This window comes from Winogradskyella schleiferi (assembly GCF_013394655.1).
GTDB lineage: Bacteria > Bacteroidota > Bacteroidia > Flavobacteriales > Flavobacteriaceae > Winogradskyella > Winogradskyella schleiferi.
Window position 1 is genome coordinate 1798541 of sequence record NZ_CP053351.1, and the last position, 20717, is coordinate 1819257.

Sequence of the window (20717 nt, forward strand, 5' to 3'; positions counted from 1 at the left end):
ATGCACGAAGATTCATTTTTTGAAGCTTTAGAAACCCACTACGCCAATCAATTGCCTTTTGTAGTTTATAGTAGACCTATAAATTCTAAAATCCAATGCTGGTTGCAGAAAGACGATGACTTACACAAAACGGAAACTTTTACCGAAAGTGGTTTTGTATTTGCACCATTTAATCTCAACGAAAAAAGCATTCTATTCCCGAAAGAAGCTTGTTTGTATTCTGAAATTGATATTGAAATTTTAGGCACTGAAGTTGTTGAACCTACCAAGATTTTTCAGAATGAAACCGAAAGATTTCAACATATTAATTTAGTTTCCGAAGGTATAAAGCGCATCAAAAATAGCAATTTGGAAAAAGTAGTGCTATCAAGATGTGAATCAAAGCCCATTCAAAATATTGATCCGATTACTATTTTTAAACGTCTATTCAACACCTATAAAAATGCGATGGTTTATTGTTGGTACCATCCTAAAGTAGGACTTTGGATTGGAGCCACACCAGAATTATTATTTAAAGTGGAAGGCAAACAATTGACCACCATCTCTTTGGCAGGAACACAACCGTATAGACAAATCTCGAAACCAACTTGGACAAATAAAGAGTTTGAAGAACAACAAATTGTAACGAATTATATTACTGAGCAGATAAAACCGTACACGAAACAAATTAACGTCTCTGACGTTGAAACGGTTAGAGCAGGTAATCTTTTACATCTTAAAACCAGAGTAATTAGCTTAATTAAGGATAACTCAGAATTAAAATCAATCATTGAAGCCTTACACCCAACTCCAGCTGTTTGTGGGTTTCCTAAAGCTGAAGCTACAGAATTCATTCTTCAACATGAAAACTATAATCGCGAGTATTACACCGGTTTTTTAGGAGAATTGAATCTCACTCAGGTCAAAACTAGAAATAACAACAGACGCAATGTGGAAAACAATGCCTACTCGGTTGTAAAAACGCAGTCTAACTTTTATGTGAATTTGCGTTGTATGCAACTACAAGCTTCAAAAGCCTTAATCTATGTTGGTGGCGGAGTAACTAAAGATTCCAACCCAGAAAGAGAATGGGAGGAAACTGTTAATAAATCTGCAACTATAACCGCCGTACTTAGTTAATTTGCTTTAATAGTTCAGTAACAGCGGCTTCAATTTGTTCGTCTTTACCGTTAGTAATATTGTCAAAATCATTTTTAACCTTAATGTCTGGTTCTAGTTGTTTGTTTTCTAAAACATCTCCAGCGATATCAGTTACTTGCATATTAGGAATTCCGAAAACAATACCATTCTGGATTTGTTCCCACCAAACAAAACTGCAAGTTCCAGGCACTGGCATGCCAACTAATTTTCCGATATTTAAATCCTTATAGGCAGCAGGCGTACAATGCGCATCTGAGTAATTGGATTCTCCAATAAGCATAATACTTGGCTTGGTCCAACGACGTTGCGATTCGGTACCAACCACCTTGCCGCCAGATCTAAATTCCATATACTTTTTACCACTTAAAAAAGTGGTTAAATCATCTACTAAATCACCTCCACCATTAAATCGCGTATCTACAACTAAGGCTTTTTTGTTGACTTCTTCGCCCATTACCTCTTCTAAAAATTCGCGATAACTACCATCATTCATATTCCTGACGTGCATATAACCCAATTTGCCATCCGATAATTTATGCACTATTTTTCTATTGGTTTCTATCCAACGCTGATAATACAATTCTTCTTCAGCTCGTAATGAAATTGGCTTTACGCGTTCTTTCCATCTGGTTTTGGTTTCAGGGTTGAAGTAAGAAATAATGGTTGAATTACCAGCTTTGCGATTTAAGGCGCTGTAAAAGTTCATGTTCTCCGTTATTTCGATTCCATCAATCGCTTCGATAATAGTGCCCGAAACCACTTTCTTATCGCCTTGAATCAATGGACTACCATTCATAATTTCTAAAATTTTTAGTCCTTTTCCTTTATGACTAGTATCGTAGAATACGCCTAATGATGCGGTTTGGTCTCCTTTTTTATCTTCATTTTTAAAACGTGCTCCTGTATGCGATGCGTTTAATTCACCCAAAAGTTCGCCTAAAATATCTTTAAAGTCAAAGTCGTTATTTAGGTAGGGCACAAACTTTTTGTAATTGGTGGTTAGCGAATCCCATGGTGCGCCGTGCAGATTTGGATCTAAGAATTTCTTTTTCACTTGTCGAGATACGTGGTCCATTAAGTATGCGCGCTCAGCAGACAAATCGAATGCCATTTCAGAATCAATATCAACGGCCTCCTTCTTACCTGTTTTAATTTCTACTTTGGAAATTGTTCCGCCACTTAAAACAAAGAGATTTTCCTGCTCATCATCAAAAGCTACTCGTCCTCCATTTCCGAATTTACCAAGAGATTTTATTTCTTTGGTTCTTAAATCCAGATTCCATAAATCGGCTTTACGGTCTGAACTGCCCAAATAGTAAAGCTGTTTAAGATCTTTGGATAAAAGGGCAGAAGATAAACGTGTAGAGAATAAGGTAAGCTTTTCTTTTCGCTTACTAAGATTATCAAAGTCAATCGTAATCGGTTGTATTACTTTTTCTTCTTTTCTTTCTTTCTCCTCTTTTTTCTTCTTTTTTGAATTATCATCTTTCTCTTCGTTTTCTTCTTCGTCGTCATTTAATAATTCAAATTCATCTTTCTTAAGCTTGAATTTATCATAGGCGTTTTGCGTTAAAAATACGCCGTAGATATCACTTTCCGAAGGACCCGTTTTTGCGACACTATGCATGCCATTTCGGTCTGAAGCCCAATATAAAATACTGCCATCTTTAGACCATTTTGGGTTGAAATCACTAAAACCGCTTTTAGAGACATTCACTAACTTTTGGTCGCCATTGGCACTAATAATACCTATTTCGCCTACCCAATAACGATTTGGATAAAAGGTGACGGCAAACCATTTTCCATCAGGACTCCATTCAAAATCTTGGTCACCATCGGCATAGGAAAAATGCTTTTCGCCATTGTGAATAGTTGTAATTTCTTTTGATTTTAAATTTATGGTTTTAAGCTTAGTACGGTCTTCTAGGTAACCAACAACTTCACCGTCTGGAGAAAATTTAGGTTGGAAGGTTTCGGCTTCATTTTCTAGTAAAATCTCTTCTTTGAGCTCTAAGGCTATGGTAAAATATTTTTCATCTTTATTAGGAAGGGTTTGTGTGTAAAGGTTCCAACTATTGTTGCGTTCGCCAGCATAAACAATGGTGCGACCATCTGAGCTGATATCGATATGGCGTTCTTGTTCAGGAGTGCTGGTTATTCTCCGGGTTAAACTACCATCTACAGAAGTTGCAAAAATATCGCCTCGATATATAAAGAGCAATTCTTTTCCGTTTGGAGAGGGCACCATTTCCTCCACATCGTCGTTCACAAAAAGCAATTCGTTTTTTAATAGCGATGTGTCTCCAGAAACATCAACGCTAATTAATTTTGGTGAGGCGTTTGGTTTTTGTGTATAAATCTGACCGTTAAAATTATAACAAAGGATATCTGTGTTTGAAACCGATAAATGACGCACAGGATGCATTGTAAAGTCAGAAATTTGAGTCGTTTCATCAGGACTGGAAAGCGATGATTGAATGACATTCATAGTTCCGTATTTTTCAGACAAATAATAAATGATTTCATCAGGACCAAAAACAGGATTTCTATCTTCACCATTAAAGCTGGATAGTTTTTCGAATGTTCCAGTTTCTTTTTTAATCCATATATCCCGTGTTACAGAAGAGTTGTGATGTTTTCGCCATTGATCTTCGTAGCCTTTTATTTCTTCGAACAGAATATCTCCATTAGCATTATTTCTAGCTTTGTAAGCAGGAATGCTTAATAATTGTATTGGCATTTCAGCATTTAAAGACACACTGTACAATTCCCCTAAATCATGAAAAAGGAGCGACTTAGCGTCATCTAAACGTATAGAATTGAACCAAACTGCATTGTCGTTTTGTGAAAAATCTGAGGCCCAATCATCTGCAGAATGGTAGGTTAATCGCTTTAAATTCCCAACATTTATGTTCATTACAAAAATGTCAAAATTGCCGTGTCTGTTAGATGAAAATGCAATGTTGGATCCATCGTGTGACCACACAGGTTTGGTGTCGTAAGCACTGTGGGATGTTAGTCGTCTAGCTTTTCCACCTGTAACAGAAACCACATATATATCTGCATTATAGGTAAATGCAATCTGTTGACCGTTTGGAGAAATGGCTGTGTTTCTAAACCATAAATTGTCGTTGTCTTGTGCATACGTTAATTGAAAAGTAAAGCATGTAAAGATGGTAACGAGAAGAGCGAAAATTTTCATTTTAAAATGGATTAATTATAGGTCTTGAAAGTTAGTTAAAATAATTAGATGGAAAAGCAATTTTAAGGGACTCAATTTTTGATATAATCATATTTTTTTTAGCCCAATTTATTAGGTAGTTTTGTACTTATATGAAGCACTCAAAAATACCTTTGTCACAAACTGTAGTTACGCTATGTAAAACGCATAATGTAAAGCACATTGTTATATCGCCTGGAAGCAGAAACGCACCATTGACCATTGGTTTTACTCATGATGATTTTTTTAATTGTTACAGTATTGTAGATGAACGTTGTGCTGCATTTTTCGCTTTAGGAATAGCCCAACAACTCCAAGAACCAGTTGCTGTAGTTTGTACGTCTGGTAGCGCATTATTGAATTATTATCCTGCAATAGCGGAAGCTTATTATAGTCATATTCCAGTAGTGGTTTTGTCTGCAGATAGACCAAAACATTTAATAGAAATTGGCGATGGACAAACCATTAAACAAAAGAATGTTTATGGCGAACATGTGCTGTACAGCACCAATTTAAAACTCGATTTAAAGGAAACCGAAAGTGCACATTTAGCAAGCGAATTACCGATTATTAAAAGTATTGAAAATAAATTGGAACGGTTTTTAGGGCTTCAAAAGGATATTCAAACTTATAATGAATCTGAAATTCATGATGCACTTACCATTGCAAAATTAAATTTAGGACCGGTTCATATTAATTGCCCATTTGATGAACCCTTGTATGAAACCGTAGAAGAGTTGGCCATAAACCCGAAACCGTACAAAATTCAAACACGGCAAGAAAAAGTGGATGAATTTGAAATAAAGAGTTTAATCGATGTTTGGCATAGTGCTAAGCGAAAACTGATTTTGGTCGGTGTGTTACAGCCCAATACTATTGAAAAAAAATGGATACAAGAAATAGCGGATGATGACAGCATTATTGTTTTTACTGAAACAACATCAAATCTGCACCACAAAGATTTTTTTCCTGGCATTGATGAAATTATCGCACCTTTAGATGAAGCTGGTTTTAAAGCGCTTCAACCAGAGGTTCTACTCACTTTTGGTGGTATGGTTGTTTCAAAAAAAATCAAAGCATTTCTAAGAACTTATAAACCTGAACATCATTGGCATGTTGGTTTGTCTAAAGCAAACGACACTTTTTTCTGTTTGGACAAACATATAAAATTGCGTCCTAACACATTTTTGGGTGCTTTTTTACCACAAGTCACCCATCATACAAAAAGTAATTATAAAGCGACCTGGTTGACGGTTCGACAAAAAAGAAGAAAGCTACAAGCCGAATATATAGAATCACTTCCATTTTCGGATTTTATGGTATTTCATATGGTTTTAAAATATATTCCGAAACAAAGCCAATTGCAAGTTGGAAATAGTTCTACGATACGCTACACACAGCTATTTAAAATACCAAAAAGTATCGAAGTCTTTTGCAATAGAGGAACAAGCGGTATCGATGGAAGTACAAGCACAGCCATTGGAGCTGCGGTTGCCAATGAAAAGCAAACCACATTTATTACAGGTGATTTAAGTTTCTTTTACGATAGTAATGCCCTTTGGAATAATTATATCCCAAATTCATTTAGAATTGTAGTGGTCAACAATGAAGGTGGTGGTATTTTCCGAATTCTTCCAGGACACAAAAACACGGAAAATTTTGATACTTTTTTTGAGACTAAACATGAATTGACTGCTAAGCAATTATGTGACATGTATGGTTTTGAGTATTCAGTAGCCAAAGACCAAAAAGAATTAGAACAGCAATTAGATCCATTTTATAAACTATCAGAAAGGCCAAAATTATTAGAGATTTTTACACCATCTCGCAGCAACGACCAAATTCTGTTGGATTATTTTAAATATATTAAATAAATATAGTTGAGTTTAAATCTCTTTTTAGCAATAATTCTTGCAAATATGTGACTTTTTCGTTTTTAGTGTTTCTAAAAATTACATACCTTTAAGGAAACAAATATATTAACTTAAAAATAATAATAAACATGAGTAAAAGAGACGATTTAATAGCCAAGTATGCAGCAGATTTAGAAGAGAAATGTGGTGTAACTGCAGATATGGATTTATTGACTAAAGTAGCGATTGGTTTAGGACCTTCCATTTACAATGCAGATTCTGCTACAGTTTCTGGTTCAGATGAGAAAGAATTAGCGACCGTAAAAAATAATTTTTTAATTAAGAAATTAGGCTTAAAAGAGGGTGCTGATTTAGACAAAGCCATTGATGCGGTTATAGAAAAATATGGCAGATCTAACAGAACTAAATATAGAGTCGTAGTATATTACTTGTTGACAAAGCACTTCAATAAAGAATCTGTTTACTCATAGAGGCATATTTAATTCAATAAAAAGACAAGGCCCTTTCTAATTACGAAGGGTCTTTTTTAATGAATCTAACTTACAACTTATAACTTATTCCTACCTTTGCAACATGATAAACTTAGGCGAATATAATACACTGGAAATTTTAAGAGATACAGAACCTGGCTTGTTTTTAGGTGACGGCAACGAAGGAGAAGTGCTTTTGCCTAATCGTTATGTGCCAAAGGTCTTTGAAATTGGCGATAAAATTGAGGTTTTTGTGTATTTGGATAATGAAGAACGTCCTGTAGCAACTACTGACCAGCCCTATATTAAAAAAGGTGATTTTGCTTTATTACGCTGTAACCAAGTTACGGATTATGGTGCATTTTTAGATTGGGGTTTGGTAAAGGAGTTGTTCTGTCCTTTTAAGGAACAGGCGTTTAAAATGAAAGCAGGAGGATGGTATTTGGTCTATTGCTATTTGGATGAAGAAACTGAACGTTTAGTGGCGTCGAGTAAAACCAATCAGTTTTTGGATAATAAGGAATTAACCGTTGCCCAATTTGACGAAGTTGATTTAATTGTGTCGCATCCATCAGAATTGGGAATGAATGTGATTGTCAACAAAACACATTTGGGCCTCGTTTTTAACGATGATATTTATAAAGATATTAGTGTTGGAGACCGACTTAAGGGCATCGTTAAAAAAGTACGACCAGATAATAAATTGGATATTTCTCTCAATCAAATCGGTTACAGAAATATTGAACCGAATGCAGAACATATCTTAAATGAATTGCATGATAATGGTGGCTTTATTCCGCTTCATGATAAATCTAATCCTGACGATATAAAGAATCAACTTCAAATGAGTAAAAAAAGTTTCAAAAAAGCAATTGGCACCCTTTATAAAGAGCGCCAAATCACAATTGAAGCGGATGGTATTCGTTTGGTTTAAAGATACAAATAATTTTTACTCTATGATAAATCGTATTTGTATCTAGACCTTCACAAATTTTTTAAGTATAACGTGTTTAACGGAGCTGGTAACGCCAATTTCCGATTTGCTTTGTTTAATGATGTGTGGTTTAGATTACTTATTCACCTGTAGGTTTTCTTCCACCCAACATATAGCATGACCAATATCTTTAAATGCTTTTCTATTGTACGTGAAGAAATGATTTTCTATCTCAAATACTCTTTCAGTCAATGAGTTATAAACAACTATAGCGTAGGCCTTCAAGTTTGGAAATGCCTTATTAAATGATCTTGCATCAGTTAAATTAATTGAATATGAATGGCTTCTGTTAGCAATAAAACCAAATGGTTTTTCTTTAAAATGGCGTTTTATAAGACCTTCAACTTCATCAAAGTTTTCATAGTCTATATCAACACCTTCATCAAAGTTTGTGATGACGTAGTTTTCGAAAAAATAGATTTTACCGATATTAGTTTGATATGAATGGTACGCATTATTTAATGAGTCAATGAAATTAGTCATTTTAATTTAGGGCTTAAAATAAGAGGGCAAATATAGACTTTCATATAAGATAATCAAACAAAAAATTACGTTTAGGGCATTACTATTAATTCCTTATTTTTGTGCTCAAAATATTAAAGAATGAGCTCTATAGATTGGAAGGTTGCTAAATCTTATGAAGATATAACATACCAAAAATGCAATGGCGTTGCTAGAATTGCATTTAATAGACCAGAAATAAGAAATGCATTTAGGCCAAAAACAACATCAGAACTTTATGATGCGTTTTATGATGCAGGTGAAGATGTGAATATTGGCGTGGTGCTTTTAAGTGCTGAAGGTCCTTCGACCAAAGATGGTATTTGGAGCTTTTGTTCTGGAGGTGATCAAAAGGCGAGAGGACACCAAGGGTATGTTGGAGAAGATGGTTACCATCGCTTAAATATTTTAGAAGTACAACGCCTCATCCGATTTATGCCAAAAGCAGTGATTGCTGTGGTTCCAGGTTGGGCAGTTGGTGGAGGCCATAGTTTACATGTGGTTTGCGATCTTACCTTAGCCAGTAAGGAACATGCGATTTTTAAGCAAACAGATGCCGATGTTACCAGTTTTGATGGTGGTTACGGATCTGCTTATTTGGCAAAAATGGTGGGACAGAAAAAAGCAAGGGAAATATTTTTCTTGGGAAGAAACTATTCGGCTCAAGAAGCTTTTGATATGGGAATGGTCAATGCTGTGGTTCCTCATGCGGAATTAGAAGATACTGCTTATGAATGGGCTCAAGAAATATTGGCAAAATCACCGACCTCTATAAAAATGCTGAAATTTGCTATGAATCTTACCGATGATGGTATGGTCGGGCAACAAGTATTTGCAGGTGAAGCCACGCGTTTAGCATACATGACAGATGAAGCTAAAGAAGGTAGAGATGCTTTTCTAGAAAAAAGAAAGCCTAATTTTCCTAAAAAATGGATTCCATAATTTAAAGGCATTTAAATGAAGAAAATTAAACCGTGGCTATCTGCCATGCGCTTAAGAACGCTGCCGCTTTCTGTTTCCGGAATCATTCTTGGTAGTTGTTTCGCTTATTATAATGGTCGCTTTAATCCTTGGGTTTTGGTTTTGGCTATATTAACTACCATAAGTTTACAGGTGTTGTCTAATTTAGCCAATGATTATGGTGACGGCATAAAGGGGACGGACAATGACGAACGGGTCGGTCCACAACGAGCGATACAAAGTGGTGAGATTACACCAGATGAGATGTTTAACGCCATAAGGCATAATATTCTTATTGTAATCGTATTGACTTTAGCACTTCTTTGGGCAGCCTTTGGCACAGGTAACTTTCTTTATATTTTACTATTCATGATTCTTGGAGGGTTTTCTATTTATGCCGCTTTAAATTATACGATGGGAGATTCGCCCTATGGCTATCGCGCACTTGGCGATGTATTTGTATTCATCTTTTTTGGGTTGCTAAGTACTGTGGGAAGTTACTTTCTATATATGCACACTTTAGATCATGTGGTTATTCTTCCAGCCATAGCTTTGGGATTGTTGAGTGTTGGTGTGTTGAATTTAAATAACATGAGAGACATCCAATCCGACACTAATGCTGGTAAAATAACATTAGCCGTAAAGTTAGGCATGGCAAGAGCGAAGAACTATCACTTTACTCTTATATTAGGAGCCATGGTATTTACGGTTGTATTTTCAATATTATATTATGTTGAACCGTACAATTTTATGTATGTATTGGCATTTGTCCCTTTAATTATTCATATTAAAAAGATAAAAGCAGCTGTTCAGCCCAATGATTTTGACAGTCAACTAAAGGTTTTAGCACTTTCCACATTTCTGTTTTCAATCCTATTAGGTATTGGTTATATTTTGTATTAATTTTAAAAGGTATTAACGTTTTAAAATTAATTCAATATGAAAATCACATTCTATGGCCATGCCACATTTGGTATTCAAATCAAGGATATCAATATTTTAGTAGATCCGTTTATCACAGGAAACGAAAAAGCGTCAGAAATAGACATTGAGACTTTAAAAGCTGATTATATTTTGGTAACGCATGCCCATCAAGATCATATTCTCGATGTGGAGGCCATTGCTAAACGTACAGGAGCTGTTATTGTTTCTAATTATGAAATCGTAACCCATTTTCAAAATAAAGATTTGGAAGGTCATCCGATGAATCATGGCGGTTCTTGGGATTTCGAATTTGGCAATGTGAAATACGTTAATGCGATTCACACGTCTTCATTTCCAGATGGCAGTTATGGTGGACAACCAGGCGGCTTCATTATTGAAGGCGAGCACAAAACGATCTATATTGCTGGCGATACGGCTTTGACTATGGATATGAAACTGATTCCCATGCAAACCAAACTCGATTTAGCGATCTTACCAATTGGCGATAATTTTACCATGGGAATAGACGATGCTATTATAGCAAGCGATTTTATAGATTGCGATAAAATATTGGGTTGTCATTATGATACTTTTGGCTATATTGAAATCGACCATGAAGAAGCCAAGCGAAAATTCTATGATAAAGGCAAGGACCTGATGTTATTGGAGATTGGTGCGAATATGGAATTATAAATCAATCACTAAATTTTTAAAACAAATAACATGCAAAAAGCACTTGGTTTTATAATATTGTTTCTTTGTTTGCTAAGCTGCAAAACCACTCCACAATACAATGATCCAGTCCCACCACACGACGATTTTACAATAGATTCAAAAATAGTAAATGAAACAAGGGTCATTAATGTTTGGACACCACCAAATTATAAATCCAGTAATGATGCCTTTCCGGTTTTGTATATGCCAGATGGAGGTATTGTGCAAGAGGATTTTCCGCACATTGCCAATACAGTTGCTAAATTGGTCGAAAATAAAAGTATTCCACCAATAATCTTAGTTGGTATCGAGAATACAGATCGAAGAAAAGATTTATCAGGACCGTCTGAGGTCAAGGAAGATGAACAATATTGTCCTTTAACCGATGGCGCAAAAAATTTCCGTGCTTTTATTACTGATGAATTAATGGCTGAAATCAATGAAAAATATAGAACCACCAATGAAAAAGGTATTATTGGCGAATCCTTAGCGGGTTTATTCGTTATGGAAACCTTTTTTCTAAAACCAGATACATTCGATTTTTACGTCGCTATGGATCCATCGTTATGGTGGAATAATCATTATTTAGAACGCAATGCGAAGCGTTATTTGGAAAATTTTCCGGATAAAAAAATCAAGCTTTGGTTTGCCGGTTCTGGGGTTGAGGATATTTCTGTGCACACCAATAATCTCGCAAAAACTTTAGAAAACGAAGCGGCACAGGAATTAATCTGGAAATACTCGGACGAACCCAAAGAAAAACACAACGCCATTTTTAGAGCTACTAAGGAAAAAGCCCTAACTTGGATATTGAATGTTGAAAAAAATTAAAATTTCATCAAGAGTTTTTAAAAAAGATTTTTAGCTTTTCTTAATTCTTAATTCTTAATTCTTAATTCTTAATTCTTAATTCTTAATTCTTAAGCCCTACACAACCTTATATGAAAAGGACCTTAGTTAAATTTAGGAATAGTGCATTCCGGAGATTCATTCGAAAACATGAAAAATATGCACCAGTTTTGTTCTTTATTAGTGGGTTTATTTTCGATACCTTAACGCTTGGTCGTGTAGATCGCTTATATGATATGGTTGTTCTGTGTTCTCATATGACACTAATGACCATCACACTTTATCTCTACAATATAGCCGATGATGCAAAATTCAGAATAGGATTTATAGATCGCTATAAAATTTATTTTCCTTTAGCCATCCAGTTTTTCTTTGGTGCATTGTCTAGTGCTTATGTCATTTATTTTTCAAGAAGTGTTTCCCTATCAAAAACGATGTCCTTTTTTATCATCTTGTTGGTCTTACTTTTTGCCAATGAGTTGCTCAAAAAAAGAATATCTAATAAGTACTTACAATTTAGCGTATACTTTTTCATCAGCTTTACGTTCTTTTCATTCATGATTCCTGTCATTATTAAACAAATGAGTACTCGAGTATTTATTTTATCAGGTATTGTAAGTTTGGTTTTAACCTTATTATTAATAATAGTCGTTTATGTTAAAAGTCCAAGTACAAGAGCCGAAGTAAAATTTGGTAAAATTATCGGAATCGTCCTTGGATTGTACGTGATCATTAATTTGTTTTATATTTTTAATCTTATTCCACCTGTACCGCTTGCACTTCAAAATGGTATTGTAGCACATCATGTAACAGTTGAAAACAATACCTATGTTGTTAGTTATGAAAAAAACGAATGGTATATGTTTTGGAGAGAACATGAACTAAAGTTTAATGCCAAACCAAACGAAGCCGTATATATTTTCACATCCATTTTTGCGCCAACAGAAATAGAAAAATCAATCCTTCATCGCTGGAATTGGTATAATGTTGATTTAAAGGAATGGGAAGTTGTGGAGGATATAGGTTATGAAATCGCTGGAGGGCGAGATGATGGTTATCGTGGTTACACTTATAAAAGCAATGTGAAGAATGGCTTATGGAAAGTAGAAGTGATTACCGAGGAGGAATTGATAATTGGTGTTATTGATTTCGAAATTATAATCAGTGATTCAAGCCATTCTTCAAATTTGGTTAACAAGAGATTCTAATAACGGATAATAAAAGCTTTCTAGGAATCTTAAAGTTTGTACGCATTGTACAAATGTTTTAGTATTACTTTTTACGATTCTTAATTTTCATCCATTCATTTCTTAAATCATCACTTACCTTACCGCTGCCATCATGTTTCCAACCAGGAGGTTTAAAGAGATAAAGAATTCTGCTTTTCAAGGATTTGCGTCCTGTAAAAGCATCCGTAATCATATGCCACCATTCAATAAAGGCAATCTTAATGGGATTGTAGGTTTTAATATTGGTAACCAAGCCGTATTTCACTTTTTCGTCGTCTAATTCGGGTTGAAATGTGCCAAATAGTTTATCCCAAATAATTAAAATTCCAGCATGATTTCGATCTAAATAAATAGGATTACTACCATGATGCACTCTGTGATGGGAAGGTGTATTGAAAACAGCTTCAAACCATTTGGGCATTTTATTTATAGCTTCGGTATGAATCCAAAATTGATATAGCAAACTAATAGACATTTGCAATAAAATCATGGCAGGATGAAAGCCAAGAATCGGGAGCCACAGCCAAAAAATAAAGGTGTAAAAACCACCAGACCAAGTCTGCCGAAGCGCTGTACTCAAATTATAGTGCTGAGAAGAATGATGTACCACGTGCGATGCCCAAAACAAACGACATTCGTGCGACACTCTATGAAACCAATAATAAGAAAAGTCATCTAAAAAAAACAGAATTACAAATGACCACCAAGCTATAGGAATTGTAAACAGCCTAAAATTATCATAAAGCCAAAAAAAGATTAATAGGACTAAAGCTTTGCTCGCAAAACCTAAAAATACATTACCCAAACCCATAGCAATAGAAGAGAACGCATCTTTAGTTTCGTAAGTTTTAATGTGCTGTTTTGCTGTAACATACAATTCTAACAACATGGCCAGTATAAAAAATGGTATCGCATAAAGAATAATATTAGGGAAATCTGGCATTATGAGTTGTTGTTTGGGCTCTAATTTACAAAAATAAATGACTATTTTTGGTTGAAATTATGAAAGCAACTTACCAAAAATATATTTTAGACTTTAAGCGACCAAGTGGCACATCGAGAGGTGTAATGACGATAAAGGAAACATGGTTTATAAAGCTGAATAACGATGATAAAGTTGGTGTAGGCGAATGTGGTATTTTAAGAGGATTGTCCATTGATGACAGACCAGATTACGAAGCGAAATTGAAGTGGGTATGCGAAAATATAGATTCTGGTCTAGATCATCTTTTAAATGCATTGATAGAATTTCCAAGTATTCAATTTGGATTGGAAACAGCCTTTAAATCTCTAGAAAATGAAGATCAATTTCAATTATTCCCTTCAGATTTCACCAAAGGAAAAGGCTCCATTCCTATTAATGGACTGGTTTGGATGGGAAATGAAGATTTTATGCGAATTCAAATCAAAGAAAAGATTGAAGCCGGATTCGATTGCATCAAATTAAAAATTGGAGCTATTGATTTTCAAACGGAATTAAATATTTTAAAATCAATACGTAAGGAGTTTTCAGTTTCAGATATAGAATTACGCGTAGATGCCAATGGTGCATTTTCGCCGGAAGATGCTTTGGAAAAATTAAAACTACTGTCAGATTACCAATTACATTCCATAGAACAACCCATTAAGCCAAAGCAATTTGAGGAAATGGCAAAACTTTGTGACATCACACCGCTTCCAATTGCGTTAGACGAAGAATTGATTGGTGTGTTTTCTAAAAGTGATAGACAAGATGTACTTCAATCTATTAAACCACATTATATTATTTTAAAACCAAGTTTAGTTGGTGGGTTTTTTGGAAGTCAGCAATGGATAGAGATTGCGGAAAACTTTAATATCAACTGGTGGATAACAAGTGCATTAGAAAGTAACGTGGGCTTAAATGCTATTTCACAATGGACATACACCTTAAAGAACAAAATGCCACAAGGTTTAGGCACAGGAAGTTTATATACTAATAATTTTCCTTCGCCATTAAAAGTAAAAAATGGTACTTTGCGATACGATTTAAAACAACCCTGGAAATTTAATTTATAAATGAATTACATACAACAAGCCTACAAAGGACAGCGCGAACTTTGGATGTTTATCTTAACCACAATTCTGGTTGCAGGTATTTTTATTGGCAATTTTATTTACTTTTTATTTGCGGATCCTGCAGATTTGGAAATGGCTTATGATTTAATGAAACAGATTCCGCCAAATCTATCTTTAATAATGAATCTCTTGCCTTTTGCCTTCTTATTAGGGCTTTTATTCATTTTAGTAAAGTTTGTGCATCAAAGGAGCATATTGTCACTAACAACAACACGACCTAAAGTCGATTTTGGACGGATTTTGTTTTCGTTTTTAATGATAACCATATATACTATTGCTACATTTTTCATTATGTATGCCATTGATTCATCGAATCTTGTATTTCAATTTGATGCTGTTAAATTTGCGGTGCTTTTTGTGATTAGTATTATTCTATTTCCATTTCAAATAGGTTTGGAAGAATACTTATTTAGAGGTTATTTAATGCAAAATGTAGGTATATTGGTGAAAAATAAATGGTTTCCGCTAATTTTAACTTCTGTTCTATTTGGTATAGCACACAGTGCAAATCCAGAAGTTGGAGCCATTGGCTTCTGGCAAATGATGACTTTTTATGTAGGAACTGGTTTGTTATTGGGTATTATGACTTTGATGGATGAAGGTTTAGAGTTAGCCTTGGGCTTTCACTTAGGGAATAATCTTATTGCGTCGTTATTGGTCACTGCAGATTGGACAGCCTTGCAAACTGATGCAATTTTTAAAGATACGTCTGAACCTGAATTAGGAGCAATTTCAGATATCATAGTGCCAATATTGGTCGTTTATCCAATCATGCTACTCATACTATCAAAAAAATACGGCTGGACTAATTGGAAAGAAAAATTAGTAGGAAAAGTCACCGAACCACCAAAAGAAGATTATAAAATAATAGGATAATTATGACACCAACTTACGACAAAGTACATAACAAGTTTAAATTTAATGGACTTCATTTTAGCCATGAAGAATTAAAAGAAGTAGCGTATAGTCTTATAAAAGAAGGAAAACCTTATGAAAAAGTAACGGGTGATTTCTTAATAGATTGGTTAAACAGCAAAGATTTTTTAATCGTAAACACTTCTGGTTCTACAGGTTATCCTAAGCAAGTTAAACTTAAGAAACAAGCGATGGTGAATTCTGCCATTGCCACTGGTAATTTCTTTGGACTGGAACCAGGTGATAAAGCCTTGCATTGTTTACCAAGTCATTTTATTGCTGGTAAGATGATGTTTGTCCGTGCGTTGGTCTTAGGTTTGGAAATCGATTTTGTAGAGCCAGACGCACAACCTGCTTTCGATTACGAGAAAACGTACGACTTCTGTGCGATGATTCCGTTGCAATTAAAACATACCATTAATTATATTCAGAATATAAAAACCATCATTGTTGGTGGTTCTAAGGTCACCAAACCTTTAATAGAAAAAATAAAAGGCTGTGAGTCTAAATTCTATGAAACCTACGGCATGACGGAAACCGTAACACATGTGGCCATAAGGCGGTTAGAATCCAAATCTGGAGAACGAGAGCCGTATTTTAGTGCATTGCAGAATATTAAATTTGAGAAAGACGACAGAAATTGCTTAGTCATACATGCCCCAAAATTGGTCAAGCAAGCATTGATTACTAACGATATCGTCGATTTAAAGTCAGAAACTAGCTTTAAACTTTTAGGGCGTTTTGATAACGTTGTAAATTCTGGTGGTGTAAAATTATTCCCAGAACAAATAGAGGATAAGCTACAGCCAGCCATTAAGCAACGCTTTATTGTTGCTGGCGAAGACGATGCTACTTTAGGCGAAAAATTAATTCTTATTGTTGAAAAACCAACAGGTTCTACCGATGATATTCTAAAAGCTATTCAAGACTTAAAGACGTTAGACAAGTTTGAAGTGCCTAAGAAAATCTATAGCGTGGATAAATTCTCTGAAACCGTAAACGGAAAAATTCAACGTAAAAAAACGATAAAGGCGGTTTTGGGTAGTTAACTCATTCAAACAGACACTTCACTCATTGTGGGTTTTACATTACGGTAGTTGTTTATAGGTTTACGTAAACTTATAAATCAACTATTATGAAAAATCTAGTACTTATTTTAGCTCTTGTTTTGTCCTCATGGCAGATACAAGCCCAAGAAAAAACAATCTCAGGAATTGTAACAACAGCAGATGATGCCTTGCCATTACCAGGCGTAAATGTTATTATCAAAGGGAATTCCAAAGGAACTCAAACGGATTTTGATGGCAAATACAGCATTCAGGTAAATTCGGGAGATATTCTGGTTTTTAGTTATATAGGCTATATAACCACAGAGGTTAAAGTTGGAAGCGTTTCAAGAATTAATGTGGCTTTGGAAAGTGATAGCAATAGTCTGGATGAAGTTGTTGTTACGGCATATTCTGTAAGCAAAAAAAGAGCTTTTACAGGTGCAGTTTCTGTGGTCAGTGTGGAATCCCATCAAACCAGTAAATCACAATTAAGAAATCAAGCGCGAAAACGAGTCCACAATAAAATCACTAATCAACTTGCTGGTCAGGTTGCTGGTATTAAAATTAAAGGCACTACCAAGTCTAACATTTCAAACTTATTATATATTGTAGATGGAATCCCAGTTCAGAAAAGTTATAATACCTTAATAGAGCAATTAGATCCTGATACCATTGATAGTGTCAATATTTATAAGTCTTCTGAAGCCATTAACAAATTTGGAAACTCAGCGAAATATGGTTGTATTGTTATTACCACCAAAAGCGGAAATTATCGTATTCAGAATGATGAAGATTATGCGAATATTACTGAAAATAATTTTGAAAGCACAGCGATGTCGCCGTTATCAACCTTCTCAATTGACGTAGATAAAGCAGGTTACTCAAATGTAAGACGCATGATTAACAATGGCGAAACCATTCCGCCAGATGCCGTTAAACTTGAAGAAATGGTAAATTATTTTAACTATAAGTATCCGCAACCTACCGACCAACATCCTTTTTCCATTCATACAGAAGTAGTTGAAACACCATGGCACAAAGACACGCAGTTGGTTAGAATCGGACTACAAGGCAAAAGCTATGAAAACGATCAGTTGCCAGCATCTAACTTAACCTTCTTAATTGATGTGTCGGGCTCTATGGGTTCGCAAAATAAATTGCCGTTGTTAAAAAGTGCTTTTAAACTTTTGGTAAATCAATTACGGGAAAAGGACAAGGTGTCTATTGTGGTGTATGCTGGAGCAGCAGGCGTGGTTTTAGAACCAACCTCTGGAAACGAAAAAGAAAGCATCTTGTCAGCTTTGGATCATTTAAATTCTGGCGGTTCTACAGCTGGAGGTGCAGGCATTGAGTTGGCTTATAAACTAGCGGAAAAGAATTTTAAAAAGAACGGCAACAATCGTGTGGTTTTGGCCACAGATGGCGATTTTAATGTTGGCGCTTCGAGTGATAAAGCGATGCAAACCTTAATTGAAGAGAAACGTAAATCTGGCGTATTTTTATCGGTTTTAGGTTTCGGCTATGGGAACTATAAAGATTCGAAACTAGAAACGCTTGCTGATAAAGGCAACGGAAATCATGCCTATATCGATAATATGCAAGAAGCACAAAAGGTATTTGGAAAGGAATTTGGCGGTACACTTTTTACAATTGCTAAAGATGTAAAGATTCAAGTGGAATTCAATCCTAAAAAAGTGCAAGCTTATCGTTTAATAGGCTATGAAAACAGATTGCTAGCTGATGAAGATTTTATAGATGACTCCAAAGATGCTGGTGAATTGGGTAGTGGACATACGGTTACGGCATTGTATGAAGTCATTCCAGTCGGCATAAAAAGTGACTATCTTAACGCCATTCCAGATTTAAAATATACCCAATCAAAAGTGTCCGCAAATTACGAAGATGAATTGTTCACGGTAAAATTCAGATATAAAAAGCCGAATGAAGATACCAGTATTGAAATGGTTCATATTCAAAATACACAACTCACAGAAGCTTCTGAGGACATGAATTTCGCTTCAGCTGTGGCCTTATTCGGTATGCAATTACGAAATTCAAAATATGTCAACAACGCTTCAACCTCTAAAGTGATTGAATTGGCCGAAAGTGGGAGAGGAGCTGATTCAGACGGTTATAGAGCTGAATTTATGAGATTGGTGAAATCTTATGATAGTTTGAAGTAGGATAGAAATATACGTAAAGTTACGTATAGATAGTACTGTTTTTAATACTAACTTCGCTCAACTGTGCTGAAATTTTTTAAGTAACAACAGATAGAGGCTATTTGAAGGTAAACAGCACATTGATTTTAGTAATAAGGCAAAGAAACAAAATCCAAAGTGCGGCATGCCAAGCTTAAGACCATACGAATCTGTATGAAAACCAATAAAGTCAAGATTAAAAACGGGCAGGCCATTTGTGAAGTTGCTAAATATAAATACCTTTACTACTGACAACCGATTGATAGACTTAAGCGAAATAACGTTACTTTTATGGCTTTGGTAACGTTATACGGGTGTTGTAGCACATTACGCGCAAAAACAGTGAATGCCTCTAGATTAGTCATTCACTGTTAAAATAAAAGAAATACAATTAGTTACTTCCATGCCATTGAGCCCAATCTTTCATACTTCCAAATAAGACATTCCTTCCATTAGAGCCATTGGTAAGTATAATAATACCAGATTTTGATTTAAAATCGAGCATGAAACCAGAATGCCAACCTTCGTTAGAACCTCCATGACCGTTCAATGTGAAATCTCCAAAACGATTCATCTCCATATAACCCATTCCGTAATTTCTTTTTGATATTTCAGTTGGTGCAGTTAAAAGTGAAATACTTTTTTTAGACAATACAGGATTTCTTGAAAATGATGCTTTTGCAAAGAGAATAAGATCATCTATGGTTGTATGCAAACCCGCTGCTGCTTGAGCATTAAAAAGACGCAACGGTATTTCCTTTGCTTCTTCATCATACGCTTTAGCAGAGTTTTTTAATATCTTTTTATTGATATCGAAACTCGTATGCTTCATTTTTAAAGGTTTAAATATGTTTTTTTGCATATAGTCTGCAAACGATTTACCACTCACCTCTTCTATGACAAGTTGCAATATAGAATAACCTCCACCAGAATATTGCCATTTACTTTCAGGCTCCATAATAAGCTTTACGGCTTCATCTGGATTGGAAGTTCCAGATAGCGATTGCCTAATTGATGTTAATTCATTTTTAGATTCATACCCATTATAACCATGTACAGATAAACCTGCTGTATGCTGTAATAAATTTCTAATGGTTACTTTATTAGCATCAAACTCACTAGTAGGCAAGTTCCATCCTGAAATATAATTTGAAGCAGGAGTGTCTAAATTAAGTGTTCCTTCTTCTACTAATTTCATAATTCCCCAAGCGGTAAACATTTTTGATATAGATCCAATATTAAATCCTGTTGTACTGTTAACTGCTTCTCCGCTTTTTATATCAGAAAATCCATATCCTTTTTTAATAATCACTTGATCATTTTTAATAATTGCGATTGCCATACCAGGAACATTATGTTCTTTCAAAGCAATAGCTGTAGATTCATCTAAAGTTTTTTGTAGCTCCTTTTCAGCTGTCATTTGTGCATTTACGAATAAGGTCGATAATGCCATTGTAATAATTGTAATTAAAGTTTTCATATGTTTTATGTTTTAAATTTGATGCAAACCTAGAACTGAATATTTGTGATTTAGAACTATTTTGATGAAGTACAAGTACTAAATGTTATACGTCTCTTTC

Annotated in this window: 17 protein-coding genes; 13 read left to right on the top strand and 4 right to left on the bottom strand. The window is 34.9% G+C overall.

Annotated elements, in window-relative coordinates; genetic code table 11:
- On the top strand, window positions 1-1119 hold the full coding sequence (locus HM990_RS07760) for a chorismate-binding protein (RefSeq protein ID WP_178988379.1): 1119 nt from the start codon (window positions 1-3) through the stop codon (window positions 1117-1119).
- Here the strand turns inward: HM990_RS07760 and HM990_RS07765 are convergent.
- Window positions 1112-4342 (bottom strand): S41 family peptidase, encoded by a 3231-nt coding sequence (locus HM990_RS07765; RefSeq protein ID WP_178988380.1) that lies wholly within the window; start codon window positions 4340-4342, stop codon window positions 1112-1114. The genes HM990_RS07760 and HM990_RS07765 overlap by 8 nt on opposite strands.
- A 131-nt stretch (window positions 4343-4473) precedes the next feature.
- On the opposite strand from HM990_RS07765, the gene menD reads away from it, so the two are divergent.
- The 3 genes from menD (at window position 4474) to HM990_RS07780 (ending at window position 7638) form a co-directional block, all read left to right on the top strand.
- Window positions 4474-6234, top strand: a complete 1761-nt coding sequence (menD, locus tag HM990_RS07770; protein WP_178988381.1) for a 2-succinyl-5-enolpyruvyl-6-hydroxy-3-cyclohexene-1-carboxylate synthase — start codon at window positions 4474-4476, stop codon at window positions 6232-6234.
- Between the two features lie 128 nt (window positions 6235-6362).
- Window positions 6363-6704: a DUF2853 family protein gene (locus HM990_RS07775; RefSeq protein ID WP_178988382.1), complete on the top strand. Its 342-nt coding sequence runs from the start codon at window positions 6363-6365 to the stop codon at window positions 6702-6704.
- Between the two features lie 103 nt (window positions 6705-6807).
- A complete protein-coding gene (locus HM990_RS07780) occupies window positions 6808-7638 on the top strand; it encodes a CvfB family protein (protein ID WP_178988383.1) in 831 nt (276 codons plus the stop codon).
- A 135-nt stretch (window positions 7639-7773) separates the two neighbouring features.
- On the opposite strand, the gene HM990_RS07785 is transcribed toward HM990_RS07780, so the two are convergent.
- Complete coding sequence (locus HM990_RS07785) at window positions 7774-8181, bottom strand: hypothetical protein (protein WP_178988384.1); 408 nt, start codon at window positions 8179-8181, stop codon at window positions 7774-7776.
- A 120-nt stretch (window positions 8182-8301) separates the two neighbouring features.
- On the opposite strand from HM990_RS07785, the gene HM990_RS07790 reads away from it, so the two are divergent.
- From HM990_RS07790 to HM990_RS07810, 5 genes are all read left to right on the top strand, one after another.
- Window positions 8302-9141, top strand: coding sequence for a 1,4-dihydroxy-2-naphthoyl-CoA synthase (locus HM990_RS07790; protein WP_178988385.1), 840 nt, complete (start codon window positions 8302-8304; stop codon window positions 9139-9141).
- A 15-nt stretch (window positions 9142-9156) separates the two neighbouring features.
- Window positions 9157-10062 carry a 1,4-dihydroxy-2-naphthoate octaprenyltransferase gene (gene menA / locus HM990_RS07795; RefSeq protein WP_178988386.1) on the top strand — a complete coding sequence of 302 codons (906 nt, stop codon included), beginning with the start codon at window positions 9157-9159 and terminating at the stop codon, window positions 10060-10062.
- A 36-nt stretch (window positions 10063-10098) separates the two neighbouring features.
- On the top strand, window positions 10099-10776 hold the full coding sequence (locus HM990_RS07800; protein WP_178988387.1) for a metal-dependent hydrolase: 678 nt from the start codon (window positions 10099-10101) through the stop codon (window positions 10774-10776).
- A 30-nt stretch (window positions 10777-10806) separates the two neighbouring features.
- A complete protein-coding gene (locus tag HM990_RS07805) occupies window positions 10807-11628 on the top strand; it encodes an alpha/beta hydrolase (RefSeq protein WP_178988388.1) in 822 nt (273 codons plus the stop codon).
- Window positions 11629-11738: 110 nt separating this feature from the next.
- Window positions 11739-12854, top strand: a complete 1116-nt coding sequence (locus tag HM990_RS07810; RefSeq protein ID WP_178988389.1) for a DUF2914 domain-containing protein — start codon at window positions 11739-11741, stop codon at window positions 12852-12854.
- A gap of 64 nt (window positions 12855-12918) precedes the next feature.
- Here HM990_RS07810 and HM990_RS07815 read toward each other — a convergent pair whose 3' ends face one another.
- Complete coding sequence (locus tag HM990_RS07815; protein WP_178988390.1) at window positions 12919-13818, bottom strand: sterol desaturase family protein; 900 nt, start codon at window positions 13816-13818, stop codon at window positions 12919-12921.
- A gap of 59 nt (window positions 13819-13877) precedes the next feature.
- Between HM990_RS07815 and HM990_RS07820 the strand changes: the two genes are divergently transcribed.
- The 4 genes from HM990_RS07820 to HM990_RS07835 all read left to right on the top strand — a co-directional run bounded on the left by HM990_RS07820 (window position 13878) and on the right by HM990_RS07835 (window position 19119).
- Window positions 13878-14912, top strand: a complete 1035-nt coding sequence (locus HM990_RS07820) for an o-succinylbenzoate synthase (protein ID WP_178988391.1) — start codon at window positions 13878-13880, stop codon at window positions 14910-14912.
- A complete protein-coding gene (locus HM990_RS07825; protein ID WP_178988392.1) occupies window positions 14913-15848 on the top strand; it encodes a CPBP family intramembrane glutamic endopeptidase in 936 nt (311 codons plus the stop codon).
- Between the two features lie 2 nt (window positions 15849-15850).
- Window positions 15851-16936 carry an AMP-binding protein gene (locus tag HM990_RS07830; protein WP_178988393.1) on the top strand — a complete coding sequence of 362 codons (1086 nt, stop codon included), beginning with the start codon at window positions 15851-15853 and terminating at the stop codon, window positions 16934-16936.
- Between the two features lie 86 nt (window positions 16937-17022).
- Window positions 17023-19119: a vWA domain-containing protein gene (locus tag HM990_RS07835; protein WP_178988394.1), complete on the top strand. Its 2097-nt coding sequence runs from the start codon at window positions 17023-17025 to the stop codon at window positions 19117-19119.
- 409 nt (window positions 19120-19528) lie between these two features.
- Here the strand turns inward: HM990_RS07835 and HM990_RS07840 are convergent, their stop codons facing one another.
- Complete coding sequence (locus tag HM990_RS07840; RefSeq protein WP_178988395.1) at window positions 19529-20617, bottom strand: serine hydrolase domain-containing protein; 1089 nt, start codon at window positions 20615-20617, stop codon at window positions 19529-19531.
- Window positions 20618-20717: the final 100 nt, after the last annotated feature.

Coding starts and splice junctions, on each gene's coding strand:
- HM990_RS07760 (WP_178988379.1), top strand. CDS start 1: ATGCACGAAGATTCATTTTTTGAAGCTTTAGAAACCCACTACGCCAAT.
- HM990_RS07765 (WP_178988380.1), bottom strand. CDS start 4,342: ATGAAAATTTTCGCTCTTCTCGTTACCATCTTTACATGCTTTACTTTT.
- menD (WP_178988381.1), top strand. CDS start 4,474: ATGAAGCACTCAAAAATACCTTTGTCACAAACTGTAGTTACGCTATGT.
- HM990_RS07775 (WP_178988382.1), top strand. CDS start 6,363: ATGAGTAAAAGAGACGATTTAATAGCCAAGTATGCAGCAGATTTAGAA.
- HM990_RS07780 (WP_178988383.1), top strand. CDS start 6,808: ATGATAAACTTAGGCGAATATAATACACTGGAAATTTTAAGAGATACA.
- HM990_RS07785 (WP_178988384.1), bottom strand. CDS start 8,181: ATGACTAATTTCATTGACTCATTAAATAATGCGTACCATTCATATCAA.
- HM990_RS07790 (WP_178988385.1), top strand. CDS start 8,302: ATGAGCTCTATAGATTGGAAGGTTGCTAAATCTTATGAAGATATAACA.
- menA (WP_178988386.1), top strand. CDS start 9,157: ATGAAGAAAATTAAACCGTGGCTATCTGCCATGCGCTTAAGAACGCTG.
- HM990_RS07800 (WP_178988387.1), top strand. CDS start 10,099: ATGAAAATCACATTCTATGGCCATGCCACATTTGGTATTCAAATCAAG.
- HM990_RS07805 (WP_178988388.1), top strand. CDS start 10,807: ATGCAAAAAGCACTTGGTTTTATAATATTGTTTCTTTGTTTGCTAAGC.
- HM990_RS07810 (WP_178988389.1), top strand. CDS start 11,739: ATGAAAAGGACCTTAGTTAAATTTAGGAATAGTGCATTCCGGAGATTC.
- HM990_RS07815 (WP_178988390.1), bottom strand. CDS start 13,818: ATGCCAGATTTCCCTAATATTATTCTTTATGCGATACCATTTTTTATA.
- HM990_RS07820 (WP_178988391.1), top strand. CDS start 13,878: ATGAAAGCAACTTACCAAAAATATATTTTAGACTTTAAGCGACCAAGT.
- HM990_RS07825 (WP_178988392.1), top strand. CDS start 14,913: ATGAATTACATACAACAAGCCTACAAAGGACAGCGCGAACTTTGGATG.
- HM990_RS07830 (WP_178988393.1), top strand. CDS start 15,851: ATGACACCAACTTACGACAAAGTACATAACAAGTTTAAATTTAATGGA.
- HM990_RS07835 (WP_178988394.1), top strand. CDS start 17,023: ATGAAAAATCTAGTACTTATTTTAGCTCTTGTTTTGTCCTCATGGCAG.
- HM990_RS07840 (WP_178988395.1), bottom strand. CDS start 20,617: ATGAAAACTTTAATTACAATTATTACAATGGCATTATCGACCTTATTC.